Source organism: Rahnella woolbedingensis (assembly GCF_003602095.1).
In the GTDB taxonomy this organism is placed as follows: domain Bacteria; phylum Pseudomonadota; class Gammaproteobacteria; order Enterobacterales; family Enterobacteriaceae; genus Rahnella; species Rahnella woolbedingensis.
The window spans coordinates 139621-156700 of sequence record NZ_RAHH01000007.1 but is presented as its reverse complement, the minus strand read 5'-3'; the positions used below and the strand labels follow the sequence as shown (position 1 = coordinate 156700).

17 protein-coding genes are annotated in these 17080 nt (G+C 55.4%); 4 read left to right on the top strand and 13 right to left on the bottom strand.

Going from position 1 to position 17080, the window contains the following annotated elements; translation table 11 throughout:
• Positions 1 to 3: 3 nt before the first annotated feature.
• On the top strand, positions 4 to 1026 hold the full coding sequence (gene hypE, locus D6C13_RS07615; RefSeq protein WP_120132188.1) for a hydrogenase expression/formation protein HypE: 1023 nt from the start codon (positions 4 to 6) through the stop codon (positions 1024 to 1026).
• A gap of 102 nt (positions 1027 to 1128) precedes the next feature.
• A complete protein-coding gene (flhA, locus tag D6C13_RS07610; protein ID WP_425272698.1) occupies positions 1129 to 3228 on the top strand; it encodes a formate hydrogenlyase transcriptional activator FlhA in 2100 nt (699 codons plus the stop codon).
• Positions 3229 to 3260: 32 nt separating this feature from the next.
• Here flhA and D6C13_RS07605 read toward each other — a convergent pair whose 3' ends face one another.
• Both D6C13_RS07605 and D6C13_RS07600 read right to left on the bottom strand, forming a co-directional pair.
• On the bottom strand, positions 3261 to 3650 hold the full coding sequence (locus tag D6C13_RS07605) for a tautomerase family protein (protein WP_120132186.1): 390 nt from the start codon (positions 3648 to 3650) through the stop codon (positions 3261 to 3263).
• A gap of 29 nt (positions 3651 to 3679) precedes the next feature.
• Positions 3680 to 4003: a carboxymuconolactone decarboxylase family protein gene (locus tag D6C13_RS07600; RefSeq protein WP_120132185.1), complete on the bottom strand. Its 324-nt coding sequence runs from the start codon at positions 4001 to 4003 to the stop codon at positions 3680 to 3682.
• 106 nt (positions 4004 to 4109) lie between these two features.
• Between D6C13_RS07600 and D6C13_RS07595 the strand changes: the two genes are divergently transcribed.
• On the top strand, positions 4110 to 4991 hold the full coding sequence (locus tag D6C13_RS07595) for a LysR substrate-binding domain-containing protein (protein WP_120132248.1): 882 nt from the start codon (positions 4110 to 4112) through the stop codon (positions 4989 to 4991).
• Here D6C13_RS07595 and D6C13_RS07590 read toward each other — a convergent pair.
• Positions 4988 to 5200, bottom strand: a complete 213-nt coding sequence (locus D6C13_RS07590) for a DNA polymerase III subunit theta (protein WP_120132184.1) — start codon at positions 5198 to 5200, stop codon at positions 4988 to 4990. The genes D6C13_RS07595 and D6C13_RS07590 overlap by 4 nt on opposite strands.
• Before the next feature lie 43 nt (positions 5201 to 5243).
• Entirely contained in the window at positions 5244 to 6224 is a 981-nt protein-coding gene (locus D6C13_RS07585) for a WaaS/CpsH family glycosyltransferase (RefSeq protein ID WP_120132183.1), read from the bottom strand.
• Between the two features lie 151 nt (positions 6225 to 6375).
• Between D6C13_RS07585 and yghX the strand changes: the two genes are divergently transcribed.
• Complete coding sequence (yghX, locus tag D6C13_RS07580; protein WP_120132182.1) at positions 6376 to 7281, top strand: YghX family hydrolase; 906 nt, start codon at positions 6376 to 6378, stop codon at positions 7279 to 7281.
• A 65-nt stretch (positions 7282 to 7346) separates the two neighbouring features.
• Here the strand turns inward: yghX and yghU are convergent, their stop codons facing one another.
• The 9 genes from yghU to D6C13_RS07535 form a co-directional block, all read right to left on the bottom strand.
• The gene (gene yghU / locus D6C13_RS07575; RefSeq protein WP_120132181.1) at positions 7347 to 8192 is read right to left on the bottom strand and encodes a glutathione-dependent disulfide-bond oxidoreductase; all 846 of its coding nucleotides are present in this window, start codon (positions 8190 to 8192) and stop codon (positions 7347 to 7349) included.
• 106 nt (positions 8193 to 8298) lie between these two features.
• Positions 8299 to 9072 carry an SDR family oxidoreductase gene (locus D6C13_RS07570; protein WP_120132180.1) on the bottom strand — a complete coding sequence of 258 codons (774 nt, stop codon included), beginning with the start codon at positions 9070 to 9072 and terminating at the stop codon, positions 8299 to 8301.
• 15 nt (positions 9073 to 9087) lie between these two features.
• Complete coding sequence (locus D6C13_RS07565) at positions 9088 to 9984, bottom strand: dihydrodipicolinate synthase family protein (RefSeq protein WP_120132179.1); 897 nt, start codon at positions 9982 to 9984, stop codon at positions 9088 to 9090.
• A 2-nt stretch (positions 9985 to 9986) separates the two neighbouring features.
• Complete coding sequence (gene ilvD / locus D6C13_RS07560; protein WP_120132178.1) at positions 9987 to 11702, bottom strand: dihydroxy-acid dehydratase; 1716 nt, start codon at positions 11700 to 11702, stop codon at positions 9987 to 9989.
• On the bottom strand, positions 11699 to 13069 hold the full coding sequence (locus D6C13_RS07555) for an MFS transporter (RefSeq protein ID WP_120132177.1): 1371 nt from the start codon (positions 13067 to 13069) through the stop codon (positions 11699 to 11701). The genes ilvD and D6C13_RS07555 overlap by 4 nt, the downstream gene beginning before the upstream one ends.
• A 45-nt stretch (positions 13070 to 13114) precedes the next feature.
• Positions 13115 to 14515, bottom strand: coding sequence for a sugar porter family MFS transporter (locus D6C13_RS07550; protein ID WP_120132176.1), 1401 nt, complete (start codon positions 14513 to 14515; stop codon positions 13115 to 13117).
• Between the two features lie 38 nt (positions 14516 to 14553).
• Positions 14554 to 15426: an SMP-30/gluconolactonase/LRE family protein gene (locus D6C13_RS07545; RefSeq protein ID WP_120132175.1), complete on the bottom strand. Its 873-nt coding sequence runs from the start codon at positions 15424 to 15426 to the stop codon at positions 14554 to 14556.
• On the bottom strand, positions 15423 to 16073 hold the full coding sequence (locus tag D6C13_RS07540) for a 2-dehydro-3-deoxy-6-phosphogalactonate aldolase (RefSeq protein WP_120132174.1): 651 nt from the start codon (positions 16071 to 16073) through the stop codon (positions 15423 to 15425). Before D6C13_RS07540 ends, D6C13_RS07545 begins: the two co-directional genes overlap by 4 nt.
• A complete protein-coding gene (locus tag D6C13_RS07535) occupies positions 16070 to 16969 on the bottom strand; it encodes a 2-dehydro-3-deoxygalactonokinase (RefSeq protein WP_120132173.1) in 900 nt (299 codons plus the stop codon). Before D6C13_RS07535 ends, D6C13_RS07540 begins: the two co-directional genes overlap by 4 nt.
• Between the last annotated feature and the right edge of the window lie 111 nt (positions 16970 to 17080).

Here is a 17080-nt window from a genome sequence, read left to right as displayed (position 1 = left end):
AAGATGAGCGAATATAAAGAAGTCGTCACTATGGCGCACGGCAGCGGCGGGCGGGCGATGCAGCAGATGATCGAGCGCCTGTTCCTCAGCGCTTTCGATAACCCGTGGCTCAGCGAGCGCGAAGATGCGGCGCGTCTGTCGATTGCCAGTCTGAGTGCGCAGGGCGACCGGCTGGCATTCACCACGGACAGCTATGTCATCGATCCGGTGTTTTTCCCCGGCGGTAACATCGGCAAGCTGGCGGTGTGCGGCACGGCGAATGATCTGGCGGTCAGCGGCGCAACGCCTGCTTATCTCTCCTGCGGATTTATTCTCGAAGAAGGGCTGCCGCTGGAAGATTTGCAAAAGATAGTGCATGCGATGGCGCAGACCGCACGGGAGGCGGGTATTGCCATTGTTACCGGCGATACCAAAGTGGTGCAGCGCGGCGCGGCCGATAAAATCTTTATTAATACGGCGGGGATCGGGGTGATCCCGGCCGATGTTCACTGGGCAGCGAGCCATATTCAGACCGGTGACAAAGTGATTGTCAGCGGCACGCTGGGCGATCACGGAGCCACCATCCTCAATCTTCGCGAACAGCTGGGAATGACGCTGGAGGTGGAAAGTGACTGCGCCGTGCTGGCGCCGATGATCGCCCCGCTGCGCGCACTGTCGGGTGTCCGCGCCTTGCGCGATGCCACACGGGGCGGGGTCAATGCCATTCTTCACGAATTTAGCGCCGCCAGCGGATTCGGGATTTGCATTGACGAAACTGCAATACCGGTTAAACCGGCAGTAAGGGGAATTTGCGAGCTGCTCGGGCTGGAACCACTCAATTTTGCCAATGAAGGCAAACTGGTTTTGGTGGTTTCAGCACAGGAAGAAAATGCGGTGCTGAAAATATTGCGCAGCCATCCGCTCGGCGCTGATGCCGCCACCATCGGCGAAGTGACGGCGCAGCCGCAAGTGTGTCTGCGCGGTGCGCTGGGCGTTTCACGTCAGCTAATGTTGCCCCATGCGGAGCCATTACCCCGGATTTGTTGATCTCGTCAGGGGGCCTGTTGCTACGAAAGAGGTAGAATTTTTCCTACTGCTTTCATTCAAAAAATCATGCTATCCAGAGCTAACGCTATGCAGAGTGCAACAATGAGCATTACCAAACACAAAGGATTGCTGGAACTGACGCGCACACTGCTGCTGCAACAGACCATGACATCGCTGCTGGAAACACTCACGCAGGTGGTGCAGGGCGCCGGTATTGCCGACGCCGTGACGCTGGTTCTTTTCGACATTCAGGCATTAGATAACAAGAGTGAACGGGTCAGTTTTTATGGTATCGATCCCCATCATCAGCCGGTCAGCTATGAAGATGAAACGCTGCTGGCGACGGGGCCGGTGCAGGCCTTGCTGAGTAATCCAAAAATTCAGGTGTGGCGCAGCGATGCTTTGCATCTGCATTTTCCGCAGCTGAGCGCGCTGAACCTGTATCCGGCATTCAGCGGATATTGTCTGGTGCCTTTGGTTGCCTCATCGGGTTTGCTGGGCGGCTGTGAGTTTACCCGTCAGAAGGCTACCCCGTTTAGCGAGGAAGACAAAAACGGTCTGCACGAACTGTGTATGCTGGCGGCGATTGCGGTTGAACAAATCCAGCTGCGTGAAAATGCGGTGTTCCAGCAATCTCAGCTGCGTCACGAGCGTGACGATTTCCGCATTCTGGTCGATATCACTAACGCCGTTCTCTCAAAGCTGGATCTGGATGAACTGACCGGTGAAATTGCCAACACTATCCATCATTTTTTTCACATTAATGCCATCAGCATTGTGCTGTGCGATGCGGATAAAGACAGCGAACAGGCCAGCGTTTACGCCACCCATTACATACAAACGCACGTTGCCGAACGCGAGCAGTCGCGTATGACGCTCGGCGGTTCCCTCGAACAGCAGGTGATGAAAAGCGGCGAAATGCTGCTGACCAATGCCCGGCCATCAGAAGAATTCAGGCGCGATGAAAGCACGCTGTTCCAGCTGTTGTGGCGTGATCAAACCAAAACCCTGTGCATTTTGCCGTTACGTTTTGGCCATAAAACCTTGGGCGTACTGAAACTGGCGCAGTGTCAGCCGGATAATTTCAATACGGCGAATTTACGGGTTTTACAGCAAATTGCCGAACGTATTGCGATTGCCGTGGATAACGCGCTGGCCTATCAGGAAATCAAAAGCCTGAAGGAAAAACTGCAACACGAAAACCTGTACCTGACCGAGCAAATCAACAGCAATAACCCGGATTTCAGCGACATTGTCGGGCGCAGTCCTTCCATGTCTGCGGTGCTGAAACAGGTCGAGATCGTGGCGAAAAGCGACTGCTCGGTGCTGATCCTCGGTGAAACCGGCACCGGTAAAGAACTGATCGCCCGCGCCATTCATAACCTGGGCGATCGCCGGAACCAGCGAATGGTGAAAATGAACTGCGCCGCGATGCCAGCTGGCCTGATGGAAAGTGATCTGTTCGGTCATGAAAAAGGATCATTTACCGGCGCTACGGCGCAGCGAATGGGGCGCTTTGAGCTGGCCGACAAAGGCACGTTATTCCTCGATGAAGTGGGGGAAATCCCGATTGAACTGCAACCTAAGTTGCTGCGTATTTTGCAGGAGCAGGAGTTTGAGCGCGTCGGTGGCAATAAACTGATTTCGGTGGATGTGCGGATGATTGCGGCGACTAACCGCGACCTGCGCCAGATGGTGGCTGATAAAGAATTTCGCAGTGACCTGTATTACCGGCTGAATGTGTTCCCGATAGTTATCCCACCGCTGCGGGAGCGTCCGGAAGATATTCCGCAGCTGGTGAAATTCCTCACCTATAAAATCGCCAAACGCATGAAACGCACTATCGACAGCATTCCTGCGCAAACCCTGCGTCTGCTGAGCCGTATGCCGTGGCCGGGCAACGTGCGTGAGCTGGAAAATGTCATTGAGCGGGCGGTATTACTGACCCGGGGTACGGTGCTGGACCTGCAACTTCCCGAGCTGAATTATCCGCTGCCGATGGCACATGTCGTCACGCCATCGGTGCGGGAAAGTGCGCCCGCACCGCAACTGAGTGACGATGATGAGCGGGAGCGCATTCTGCTGGTTCTTAAAGAAACCAACGGCGTGGTCGCCGGACCCCGTGGTGCGGCTCAGCGGCTAGGTTTAAAGCGCACCACGCTATTATCGCGAATGAAAAAATTGGGGATTGCCGCGCACTGATTTCACCGGTTGCTTGCGGGCAGTCTTTCCCTTCACAGCGTAAACATTTTTCCGTGGCTGAACGACCAGTCTTCCGGCTGAGTAAAACTCACCACGACCATCACATCTGCCACAGAAATCCCCAGTGCAGCGTGCAGATCGCCTGCCAGATGACGGAACAATTCCTGTTTCTGGCAGCTGTTACGCGGTTTGCCTGCGGTGATGTGAAACAGCAAAAAATCCTCTGATCGTTGATCATCTTTCCCGGCCAGATAGGTCGGGTTTATCACCCGCTGACGACGGCTGGCCGGTTCGAACAGCTGAAAGCAGTCATCCACGGGAACAGCGAAATGTTCCACCAGTGCGTTCTGTAAAATAGCGGATATGGCGTTCTGCCAGACATCTGCGCGGTGTTCGGGTAAGGATATTCGGGTAAAAGGCATCGTCAGTTTCTCTTGTGACTGGCTACGGGTTACTGATCATTCAGTGCGGCGAAACGGGTCAGGGCAGACGCGGCGGCGGGCCATCCGGCATAAAACGCCAGATGCGTGATCGTCTCTGAAAGTTCAGTGTGCGTGACGCCGTTTTTCACTGCCAGACTCAGATGGAAAGGCAGTTGCTCGTTGCGGTTCAGAGCGATCAGCGCAGCAACGGTAATCAGACTGCGGTCACGCGGGGACAATTCTTCTCTTTTCCATAAATCGCCGAACAATACCTGATCTGTCAGTTCGGCAAATTTGGGCGTCAGGCGCGACATGATATCCAGCGTCTGTGTTTGGGATGAAGTTGTGCTCATATCAGGCTCCTTTTTTCCGGGTGTGAAAAGGAGCATAAGCCGTTATGATTATCCTTAATATCGAAAATATCAGCAGTATTAATCCATGAAAACGGGACGATCAAACGTGGCAAAACGACCGGTGACTTTTGATGCCGAAGCCTTACGCAGTTTTGTTAACGGCATCGAGCTGGGCAGTTTTGTGCTGGCGGCAGACCGGCTGGGGCGCTCGACTTCCGCCGTCAGCGCACAGCTGAAAAAGCTGGAACAGCAGGCCGGTACCGAGCTGGTTCAGAAATCGGGGCGGCATTTAATCCTGACGGAGCGCGGCGAGATAATGCTGAGTTATGCGCGGCGCATCCTCACCCTGAACGATGAAGCCAGCGCCATAATGCTCGCCAGCACCCTGAGAGGCAGCATCAATCTGGGGATGCAGGAGGATTTCGGCGAGGCTCTGTTACCGGCACTTCTCGGCACCTTTACCCGCGCACATCCGCAGGTTCAGGTATCGGCCAGCATTACCCGCAACCAGCAATTACTCGACGGGATCCGCCATAACGAGTTTGACCTGGCGGTGTGCTGGCAGGCTGATGACGCGCCGCTTTTCCCTTCAAGCCAGTCGCTCGGCCGGATACCGCTGCGCTGGATTGGCCCTGAAAATTTCGATCTGAAACACTATCAGGAATCCGGCGAACCGGTGCCGTTGCTGGTCTTCGAAGCGCCGTGTCTGATGCGCAATGCCGCCACAACGGCGCTGGATAAAGCGGGTATTCCCTGGCGCATTGCTTTTACCAGCCGCAGCCTGAGCGGGATCTGGGCCGCGATGTCGGCAGGATTAGGCGTCACCGTGCGCACCGATTTTGGCAGGCCGCAGACGGTCAGAATCTTGAATGAGTTGCCCGAACCGGGCGAGGTAGGGATAAGCCTGCATCAGGGGCAGACACCGCCCGGTGAGGCGGCGGGTTATCTGATTCAGGCGATTAACGATTTCTTTGCGGCGAGGCGCTAATCAGAACGGTTACTTTTTCGCAGGTTGCTCCGGTAATGTGCCAGACGCTCACGGAAATAGGTGCGCAGATGCTCCGGCTGCTCCATTTCAACTTCATCTGCATTCACCGGCAGATGATTACGCTCACGCACCGCGACCGTCCCGGCGGCCAGCCCGGCACTCACTTTGTCCATTTCTTCTTTACTCAGCCCTGCGAGATTGTTGTTCATTGTGTCTCCTTTTGCTGCGCGGTTAGGTTGGCAGGTATAAATTTTATTCTACTGCATTTCCGGTCAATGATTTCAGCATGCCGTCGGCGCAATAAATTTCCAGCAAAGTCGGGTCAGTTTTCTGATGCTCAGATGACAAAAAATGGCTCATGCTGTTGCGGTCATCTTCTCCCCAGATAAAGATTTTGTCGGGATGATAAAAATCATGATCTTTTATCGAAGCATTATTAGTAATCAGTTTTTTATTGAAAGCCATCGCTTCCAGCGCGCGCAGTGTTAGTCCGCTTTGACCCGGTTTATTCATTTCCAGCACGACAGTGGCGCGTTTCAGTTTCCCGATATTTTGCTGATAACTGAGTTTTTCATTGATGCAGCAGGCGGGGTAATTCGGATTTTCCGCGTCCCCTCCCACCAGATAAAAGTCCGGCTGGCAGTGGTTTTCTTGCAATACCGGCGCCAGATCATTAATCAGACCTGCCCGGTAATCATCATAACCCCCGACATAAAAGCATGAATGTTCTGTCGGAGCGTTTACCGGCTCAGCCGCTTGCGCAGCAATGTCATTGCGGGTGAACGGTAAAAACTGACTGACATAGGACAGGTTGTATTTCCTGCAATCCTCGGGATCAAAACTATAAATAACATCAAAAACGGGTGTTGCTCTGTCGAGATAAATCTCGTCATCAGCAAGTAATTTTAACCTGCGTCTTTTCGCCGTCAGGGCAGCGACCGAATCGCGCAGCACCAGTATTTTTTTGCAACTCAGCAGGGCAAGGAAATCCAGCATCAAAAAAGCGCTGTAACCGTTACAAATAACGATATCGTCTTTCGCGATGTGGCGGAATTTGATGGAGGAGTGCAGCCGCTGATGCCAGCGTTTCAGGTGCTTCCCGGGCAATAAAGCACGAACAGATTTATAGTGTTTGTTGACGTTATAAATCGTATGCACATTAAATTCTTTTTTCAGTGCTGACGTCATCATCCGTTCGTATTCTGAGTTCCACTCGATGAAATGTATTTTCATTGCTCCTCCATTTTGCGCTGTAGTTTAGCATTCTCAGCCGTCAAAAGTGTCTGAGCGGGGCGGGATTGGCGGTCAATTTCACAATCAGTTTACAAAATCGCCAAAATCAGGCCATTATTTATGCTTCTTTTGCATGGAACGGAGCCTGAAAATGACGCGAATGACAGCTAAAGATTTCCCGCCTGAACTCCTCGAATATTTTGATTTCTACGTACACGGCAAAATGACCAAACGAGAATTTCTCGATCTCTCTGCAAAATTTGTCGCGGGCGGATTGTCCCTCGCCGCGCTGACCACGCTGATGACCCCCAATTATGCCTACGCCGAACAGGTGGAATTCACCGATCCGGATATCGTGGCACAATATATTCAGTACCCGTCGCCGCAGGGGCACGGCAGTGTGCGGGCGTATCTGGTACGTCCGGCCAAATTAGCAGGCAAAGCGCCCGGCGTCGTGGTGGTGCATGAAAATCGCGGGCTGAATCCTTATATTGAAGACGTGGCGCGGCGGGTGGCGAAGGCCGGATTTGTCGCGCTGGCGCCGGACGGCCTGAGTTCTGTCGGCGGTTATCCGGGCAATGATGAAAAAGGGCGTGAGCTGCAACAAAAGGTTGATCCAGCCAAGCTGATGAATGACTTTTTTGCTGCCGTTGAGTTTCTGATGCACCACAAAACGGCGACCGGCAAAGTGGGGATCACCGGTTTTTGTTACGGCGGCGGCGTGGCCAATGCGGCGGCGGTGGCGTATCCGGAGCTGGCTGCGGCGGTGCCTTTTTATGGCCGTCAGCCAAAAGCTGAAGATGTGCCGCGTATCAAAGCGCCGTTATTGCTGCATTACGCCGAGCTGGATAAACCGATTACCGAAGGCTGGCCTGCGTATGAGGCCGCGCTGAAAGCCCATAATAAAGTCTATGAGGCGCATATTTATCCCGGCGTGAATCACGGTTTCCACAATGATTCGACACCGCGTTATGACAAAGCGGCAGCAGACTTAGCATGGGAAAGAACCATTGCCTGGTTCAGAAAGTATCTCGATCCGCAGACCGAAAGCGCATAAAAGTCCAGAAACGCAAAAAGGGCGGGATCGCAAAATCCCGCCCTTTTTTATCGGCTGTCAGTCTGTTACGACTTCAGCACGCCGTCGAAATCAGAGGCATCGTGGCGTTCTGCCAGCTGTTCGTCACCCCAGGTGCGGTTGACAATTCGGCCACGTTTCACCGCCGGACGGCTGGCGATATCAGCGGCCCAGCGCTGGAAATGCTTATAGGATTTGATGTCGAGGAACTCGGCGGATTCATACAAGCCACCCTGCGCCAAACTGCCGTACCAGGTGAAAATGGCGATATCGGCAATGGTGTATTCCTCACCGGCGATGAAACGATGCTCTGCCAGCTGGCGATCCAGCACATCGAGCTGACGTTTGGCTTCCATCGTAAATCGGTTAATGGCGTATTCGATTTTCACCGGCGCGTAATGATAAAAATGTCCGAAACCGCCGCCCAGATAAGGCGCGGAGCCTTGCAGCCAGAACAACCAGTTCAGGGTTTCAGTGCGTCCGGCCAGATCTTTGGGAAGGAACTTGCCAAATTTTTCGGCCAGATACAGCAGGATATTGCCCGATTCAAACACGCGGATCGGTGGCGTGGCGGAGTTATCCAAAAGGGCCGGAATTTTTGAGTTCGGGTTAACGCCAACAAAGCCGCTGGAGAACTGATCGCCTTCGTTGATACGGATGATAAAGGCGTCGTATTCCGCACCGCTGATGCCCAGTTCCAGTAACTCTTCCAGCAGGATCGTCACTTTCTGGCCGTTGGGTGTGCCAAGAGAATACAGCTGAAGCGGGTGTTTACCGACCGGCAGCGTTTTCTCATGTGTCGGGCCCGCTATCGGGCGGTTGATGTTCGAGAACTTGCTGACTTCGTCTTTGTTCCAGGTCCAGACTTTCGGTGGCTGATACTGTTCTGACATGACATTCTCCGCATCTTTTTCTGAGGTTAAGACCAAAAGTCTAGCAGGAGATGAAAAAGCGCGACGCTGAGAATGTGCCCTGACGAAAGCAGGGCACCAGGATGCATTAATCCTGCATTAAGGCACTGCGTCCGCCATCCATCACAATGGTGGTTCCGGCAATAAATCCGGCGACCGGACTAGCCAGATACAGGTAGAGTTCGCCCACTTCTTCCGGCGTGCCGATGCGCCCGACCGGATGTTTGCGGATAGTTTCCTGACGCGCGACTTCGCCGTCGTTATGGGAATCAAACCATACCTGATTACCTGCCGTGTCGATAAATCCGGGAGCGATACCCACGGTACGGATAGCCGGTCCCCATTCGATGGTCAGGCTTTGTACCAGTGAAAGCAGGGCGCGCTTGGTAATGTTATACGGCGCACAGCCCGGCATGGTGGAAAACGCATGATTGGAGGTCATGACCAGGATCACGCCGCGAGATTTTTCCAGCATCGGGCGACAGCATTTGGCGATATACCAGTGAGATCGCAGGTTCAGGTCGAGATTGTGGTGCCAGTCTTCCAGCTCACAATCAATGCCCTTGAAGACGTTTTTACCGGCGTTAGAAACCAGTACATCCAGCCGCCCGAAGCGGGATTCCACCTCGCTGATGAAGCTGGCGATGGACGCCGTTTGGGTCATATCGACGGAATAGTAAAAGAAGTGTTCCGGATACTGTTCCTGCAATTTTTGCGCATGGGGAGCCTTTTCGGGGGACGAAAAGGCGCAGCCAATCACGATATCGCCGTGACTAAGAAAAGTGCTCGCAATGGCATGACCGATCCCCTGGCTGGCGCCGGTCACGAGCACAATGCGTGGAAATTTGAGCGTGGTAGTCATAAAAACTCCGCAACGTTAAAGTGAAAATTCCATGATAAAGGTGTCGATCGCCTCGCTATCTTCCGCTGTCAGCGTCCAGCCCGGATGGCGACAGTATTCTGTTGAGATAATCCCGCGTTTGTACAAAATGGTTTTCTCCACCTGAATGATGTACTCGCAGTGCGTCATCCAGCGGCGGATCCACGGCAGTAATTTCCCGTGCAGCGCCTGTGCTTCCTGCTGTTTCCCCGTCTGCCATAGGTGATAAATCTGCACATAAATTTCGCTGAAAGAGCAGCCCGGCATCACGCCTTTTCCGCCTGCCGCCAGCATTTCCAGCATATACAGACCGGCATAACCGTTCAGAACGCTGGCCTGCGGCGCACGTTTCAAAAACTCACGGGTGTAATCCACTGGCGGATTGCACTCAATTTTAAACACCGCATGCGGGTAACGGGCCGCCACTTCGCCAAGCTGTTCTGGCGTAATAGCCAGACCGGTTTCACCCGGCGCGTACTGCACCATCACCGGAATATCCACCGCCTCCAGCACCGAAAAGATGTGGTGGGAAATCGCCGCCGCATCCGGTTGCAGGAAAAACGGCGGTAGCAGCATCAGCGCGTCGGCGCCGCGCTTTTGATAATCCCGCGCCCGTTTTACCGCTACTTCTGTACTGTGATCGGTGACAGACATGGCGCGGAACACGCCGGTCCCGCTCAGGCTGGCGATAAACTGATCGGCAAGCCGTAACCGCTCGCTGTCTTCGAGTTTAGGAAATTCACTGGCGATGCCAAACAGGGTCAGCCCCTGAATGCCGGTGGCTGCCAGATGGCCGAGCATGCGGTCAAAGCTGGTGTAATCCAGCTCACCCTGTGCGGTGAAAGGCAGTGCGGCGATGGGATTTACGCCGCAAATATCGGAAGATGTGTACATGATTATTCCTCGTCGCGGTCAGCTAATACCGCGCCCTGTGCCGCAGGCAGTGCCCAGCGGCGGTACAAACGCAGGAACCCGCGCGGAACTTGTTTTTCAACCGGCACCCAATGTTTGCGGCGTTCGGCCAGGATTTGCGGGCTGACGTTAAGGGTCAGCTCACGCGTCGGAATGTTGATAGTGATGATGTCGCCATCTTCTATCAGCGCCAGATCGCCGCCATCGCTGGCTTCCGGTGAAATATGCCCGACAAACAGCCCGCGGTTTGAGCCGGAAAAACGCCCGTCGGTGATCAGCGCACAGCTGTCAGACAGCCCCATCCCTTCCAGACATTTCATCGGCTTGTACATTTCCGGCATGCCCGGTCCGCCTTTCGGGCCTTCATAACGCAGCACCAGCGTACTTCCCGGCGCAATTTCGCCGGAAAGAATGGCGTCTACCGATTCCTGTTCGCTGTTAAATACCACCGCCGGACCGCTGAAAATCATCAAATTTTCCGGTACGGCAGCCGGTTTTACTACGCATCCGAGCGGCGAAATGTTGCCGTGCAGCACGGCGACACCCGCTTCGTTACGCACCGGAATGGCCAGCGAGTGGATCACTTCAGGACGACGGGTTTTCGCTGCTTCTTCCAGCCATTCGGCTTTGGTTTTGCCGCTGACGGTCAGCGAACTGAGGTTCATCAGCGCACTGATTTCTTTTTCTACCGCAGGCACGCCACCGGCTTCCCAGAAATCAATCATGTCGTATTCAGAAGCCGGATACAGCGCGGCGACCAGCGGCACGTGGTGACTGAGTTTATCGAACTCCGACAGCGGCAGATGGCCGTATTCCGCTTCATAATAAATGGCCTGCAAATGCAGAATCGCGTTGGTAGAACCCCCGGTAGCCAGCAGATAAACCATGGCGTTGCGGATGGATTCCGGCGTGATGATCTGCCGCGCATTCACGCCGCGTTTCACCAGATCCACCGCCGTCTGACCAGTGACAAAAGCACACTCGCGGCGTTCTTTCGAAATCGCCGGCAACGTACTGCTGCCCGGTAAACTCATGCCCAGCACTTCGGCAATACAGCACATGGTGTTGGCCGTGCCGTACATGGTGCAGGAGCCCGGACCCGGCTCGGCGATATCTTCGATATGACGAAATTCCGCCTCATCGATTTCGCCGCGTCTTTTCCAACCGATGGCTTCGGTCACGATGTTGCCGTCCCAGTCTTTGCCCTTATAGTGCGCCGGATACATCGGGCCGCCGTTAACCATTATGGCGGGAATATCCAGACGAGCCGCCGCCATCAGCATGGCCGGGACAATTTTGTCGCAGGAGCCGAGCAGCACCATGCCGTCGAAACGGTGGGCGCGCATCATGACTTCAATAGAACTGGCGATCACTTCGCGGGCGGCCAGAATATAGCGCATCCCCAGATGGCCTTCGGCGATGCCGTCACACGGCGCGATGGTGCCGAATACCATGCCGACGCCGCCCGCTTCGTCGATCCCTTTCAGCACTTCGGCAGTCAGCTCATTGAGATTGGCGTGCCCGGCGGTGGCGTTGGTGTAACTGTTCACCACAGCAATCACCGGCCGGCGCAACTGTTCGTCGGTATGCCCCATGGATTTGTACAGCGCACGTTTGAGCGCGCCGTCATCTCCGCTCAGTACCGGATTAAAGTGGTCATCACCACCGCAGGTACCACAACCATTGCCACATCCACTCATAAACTGCCTCTTTTTAATGATGATTCGACGTCGGTTCCAGCCGGTGTTTCAGGGCTGCGACGGGGATTAACCAGTCTTGCTGGTAATAAAAATATCAATGGGGCACACAGCAGCAGGAACGCGGCGAGAATATACAGGCCGGAATTGGTGCTGCCGGTGTTGTCTTTCAGCCAGCCGAGCACGGTCGGGCCGAAGAAGCCCGCCAGATTGCCGACCGAGTTAACCAGAGCGATGCCTGCCGCTGCAGCCGTGCCGGAAAGCAGCGTGCCGGGCAGGCTGATGTAGGTGGGGATCAGCGCCAGCGTTCCGGACATTGCCAGGCAAATCCAGGCCATCATCCACACCGTTGATCCGCTGCAATACGCGCTGAGGCTCAGCCCCACGGCGCCGATAATGGCCGGAATGGCGATGTGCCAGCGGCGCTCGCAGCGTAAATCGGAGTGGCGGCTGTTCCACACCATAAAGAGGGCGCCGAAGACGTAAGGCAGGGCGGCGAGCAGGCCGATGTGGAAATCATCGGTGACGCCGGAGGATTTGATAATCGACGGCAGCCAGAAATTGATGCCGTAATAACCGATATTGAAGCTGAAGAAGATCAGCGCCAGCAGCCAGACGTAGCCGTTCCTGAACATCAGTTTCAGGCTTTGCGGCGGCTTACCGGCATTGGCGGCCAGACTGCGCTGACGATCGGTTTCCAGATCGTCTGCCACAATCTGTTTTTCTTCCGCGGTCAGCCAGCGGGCTGATTTGACGTCGTTATCGAGATATTTGAGGACGACGAAGGCCAGCAGGAAAGACGGAATGGCTTCCACCAGAAACAGCCATTGCCAGTTGTGCAGGCCGTCGACGCCTTCAAAGGCTTTGAGGATATAGCCGGAAAGCGGACTGCCCACGATAGTGGAAAGCGGGGTGACCAGAATGAACAGCCCCAGCGTGCGCGCCGAACGCCACGACGGGAACCACAGTGTCAGATAGAACACGATGCCGGGGAAAAAGCCCGCTTCGGCGACGCCGAGCAGAAAGCGCAGCACGTAAAATTGCGTCGGGGTTTTCACGAAGATCATCGCCGCCGACAAAACGGCCCAGCTGATCATGATGCGGGCAATCCAGAAACGCGGGCCGAAGCGCTGCATCATCAGGTTGCTCGGCAGTTCAAACAGGAAATAACCGATGAAGAAGATCCCGGCACCGAGGCCGTAAACCGTATCACTGAAATTCAGCGCATCCTGCATGTGCAGTTTGGCAAACCCGATGTTGACGCGATCCAGATAAGCGAAGAAATAGCACAGGATCAAAAACGGGATCAGGCGACGGGTTATCTTGCTGTACACCGCGCTGACCTTATCTTCAGGCTTTAAAGATGCCATTTTTCTGACCTCTCAATGCCCCTCCATCCGGAGGGGCGGGGTGAGTTAGAGTGAGCTGCCGATGCTTCTCAGCGGCAGGCCTGCCATCAGGTTTTTCTCTATGTTTTCCAGCGAAATGTTTTTGGTTTCAGGCACGAAAAGCAGAGTAAGAATGATGCACAGCACGTTCAGTCCGGCGTACAGCCAGAAGGTGCCTGCGCTGCCGACGTTGTCGATCAGGGTCAGGAAGGTGGCGCCGATGATCATGTTGGCGATCCAGTTGGCCATTGTTGAACAGGTCACACCGAAATCACGCCCGGCCAGAGGCTGAATTTCTGAGCACAGCACCCAGATCAGCGGTCCGGCACTCATGGCAAATCCGGTGATGAAAATCAGCAGCAGCGTCACGGCGGTATATTGCTGCGCCAGGCTGGTGATCCCGATGAAGAACATGTAGCCCATCAGCGCCATGCAAACCGCCATGACCGAGAAGCCGAGTTTGAGAATGGGTTTACGTCCCCAGCGGTCGACCAGACCAATGGCGATAAAGGTCGCCAGCACGTTGGTTAAACCGGCAATCACCGTTCCCCACATCTGTTGCTCTGTGGAGGCAAAACCAGCGATGGCGAAGATTTTTGGCGCGTAATACATGATGACGGTCATGCCGGTGACCTGCTGCATAAACTGCAACAGCACGCCGAGATAGGTGGTGCGGCGAAAATTGCTGTTGGCACGGAACAACTGCCAGCCGCGCTGTGTAATCTTCACACTCTCGCGGATCGCTTCCAGCTCTGCGTGTGCTTCTGCTTCGGTAGAACGCAGCAGCATCAGAACCTTCTGCGCCAGCGCATTTTTGTTTTTCATCATCAGCCAGCGCGGACTTTCCGGCAGCGTCATTACGCCGGCAAATAAAATCAGCGCCGGGAAAGTGATGATCCCCAGCATCCAGCGCCAGTTACCGCTGTGACTGAAAGCGGTATCCGACAAAAACGCCGCCAGAATGCCGATGGTGATCATTAGCTGATACAGGGAAATCATGCTGCCACGAATGTGCTCAGGCGCGATTTCCGACAGATAAAGTGGCGCGACGAAGGAGGCGACACCTACGGCGGCACCGAGCAGGAATCGCGAAATAACCAGCATCTGTAAATCAGGGGCAAATGCGCAGCCAACCGATCCGACAACAAAAAGCGCTGCGCCGATCAGCAGCGTTTTTTTGCGCCCGAGGCGGGAACATAACGGGCCGCTGCACAGCGCACCCAGCGCGGCACCCAGCATCATGACGCTGACCACCATCTCCTGCTGATGGCTGTTCAGGCCGAACTCCTTCGCCAGAAACGGCAAGGCTCCGGCGATCACGCCCATATCCAGACCGAAAAGCAGGCCTGCCAGCGCGGCTAAAAAACAGACCAGCAGGGTTTGCCGGTTAGTGTGGGGAACAGACTGCGGAATTACATGCGTAGTCATACAAAACCTCTGAGGTAATTTTATGTTTTTATGAGTATTTATAATGTGAACAGGGTTGCCCGCTGTCCGCTGTAGGGCGTCTGATATCGCAACAAAGCGCCTTGTGCTGCTGAAGGATTTTTCAGGCCGTCACGGGCCGAAGTGATATACAAATCCTGTAAATTTTTACCGCCGAAAGCGCAGCTTGAGGGCTGAAGCACGGGCAGCGGCAGGGTGGTCAGCAGCTCAGGACCGCTGCCGGAAAGCTGATACACCGCCAGACAAGATGCGCCCCAGCGGGCGTTGATCAGTTTTGCGCAGCGGGTCAGTGCTGAGCCATCGGCAAACACCGCATCACCGAGCGGCCAGGACGTTAAGCGTTCTGCACTGATGCGCCGCGCAGGGCTGCGGTAAAAACGATGTGCAAAGGTGTCGCCAAACCAGGCGTGATTGTCATGCCAGACCAGCGTATTGGGCACATGCTGACCGCCGAGCATTTTCACCGGCTGCTTGTCACCGGCGGCGAACCGATACCAGCTGCCCAGTGCCTTGCGGGCCGTGATATCCATAGTGCTGAACCACAATGAACCGTCGGGGGCGACAGCGGCCTCGTTCGGTCGTGTCGCCGGGGTTTCCGGCCAGTTGCACAGTACCTGGAACGTTTCATGCAGATAGTCGTAGAGCATGACGCCCTGCTGAGTGACCAGCAGGAAGCGTTCAGGGTCTTCGGTGAGCAGGGCGGCGCTGCAGATAAACGGCAGGTCGCGGATTTCCATTCTGTCCGCCTGATCGGGCCAGCAGCGCAACATCCGCTGTTCGGCAATATCCATCCAGATCACTGACTCAGAGCGGGTGCACCATACCGGCGATTCGCCAAGCGTGGCGCGGTAGTCGCCGGTGAGAGAGCCGTTTTGCAGCGCCGGAAATGTCATAGAATATGCGCCTGATACCAGGCGGCTTTATAGGCCAGCGCGCGTTCGCGAAGTGCCGTCAGGCTGATACCAGGCTGATAAAGTCCGCCGCCCAGCCCGAAGCCACCGGCACCGGCCTGTAAATAGGTGTGCATCTGCGCGGCATCTGCGCCGATGCCGCCGACCGGCAGGCAGACCGCTTCCCGTGGCAATACGGCGCGCAAGGCTTTGGTCACCGCCGGAGTGATAAGCTCCGCCGGAAAGAGTTTGAGGGCGCTGGCGCCTGCGCGCAGGGCGGCGAAGGCTTCGCCGGGTGTCGCCACGCCGGGCAGGCTGAGCAGGCCGAGTTCGCAGGTGGCGCGGATAACAGACAGACTGGCGTTTGGAGAGATAATCATCTGACCGCCAATTTCCGCTACCTGATGCACCTGATGTTCGGTCAGCACCGTACCCGCGCCGACATAACCACTGTCGCCCACGGTTTGCCGCATAATCGCGATAGATTCCAGCGGATCAGGACTGTTTAACGGTACTTCCAGCCAGGTAAATCCGCATTCGAGCAGGGTACGTGCCACCCCTTCCGCTTCAGAAGGGGTCACGCCGCGCAAAATGGCGATCAGCGGCAGCGTACATTGCTGCCAGCGGTGGTCGAAACTCTGATAATTCATAGCTGTTCTCCGTTCAGTTTCTGATAAATCTGGCTCATGCCGCGGATGAAGCAGTCGTTGCCATCGGCTGGGTGTAGCTGAATTCCCGACAGGATCGCGGCGCGGTGGTAGCGCCCGTTAAGTGTTGGAGAACCGACAATCCAGGCTTCTTTTGCCGGCAGCTGAAGCAGTTCTGCACCAATCAGCAGCCCCGAGAGATAACCGGGTACCTGAGCAGGCGTCAGCGTGCCGTTCAGGCGCAGGGTGCGCGCTGAGAACAGGGCATTACTGAGGCAGGGAGCAAGCCGGGCGTTTTGTACGCCAAGGGTGAAGGCGGCGTCATCTTCGACAGCCTGTGGAAGGTCGCGTCCCAGCAGGGAGTGACCGAGCATGACGGCGTAAATCTCGCCTGTCATATAGGTGCTGAAACGCAGAATTTTTCCCTGATGCAGTTCGGCGTGTTTGCTGTGCGTGCCCGGTAAAATTACGCAGTGATCGGCCTGCGGATACAACGCCGCCAGCCCGATCAGCTGCACTTCTTCCCCGCGCATCACATCCGGTAATCCAAAGGTGCTGTCACAGCAGGCGCCCGGCACGATCCGGCACGGGCTGCCCCACGGCGTGGTGATCTCTGCGGTGTGTCGGGCAAGTTGTTCGCCACCGGCAGGCAGCGAAACATAAGGTGCTTCACACCAGCCCTGTTGCGAACCGACCATTCCGGCCATCAGAACCGGCAACTGTGGCGATTGATCGAGCCAGGGCTGGATCAGCGTTTGAAGCGCGGCGGCAAACTGACGGTCATGAACCTGCATCAGCCCGCAAGGTGCGCTGACGGAGTCGGTACAGCGGTTTTCATCCATCAAAAACGCCCGGAAATTCGAAGTTCCCCAGTCGATGGCAATCCAGTTTTTATTCATCGCAGTCTCATTCTTGAGTTACAACAACTGTAGTCTTGTAATACAAGAATGATGCAGACAAAATAACCTTAGATCTGTGAGGGAGATCGAAAGTCAGTAAATCAGGGAAAA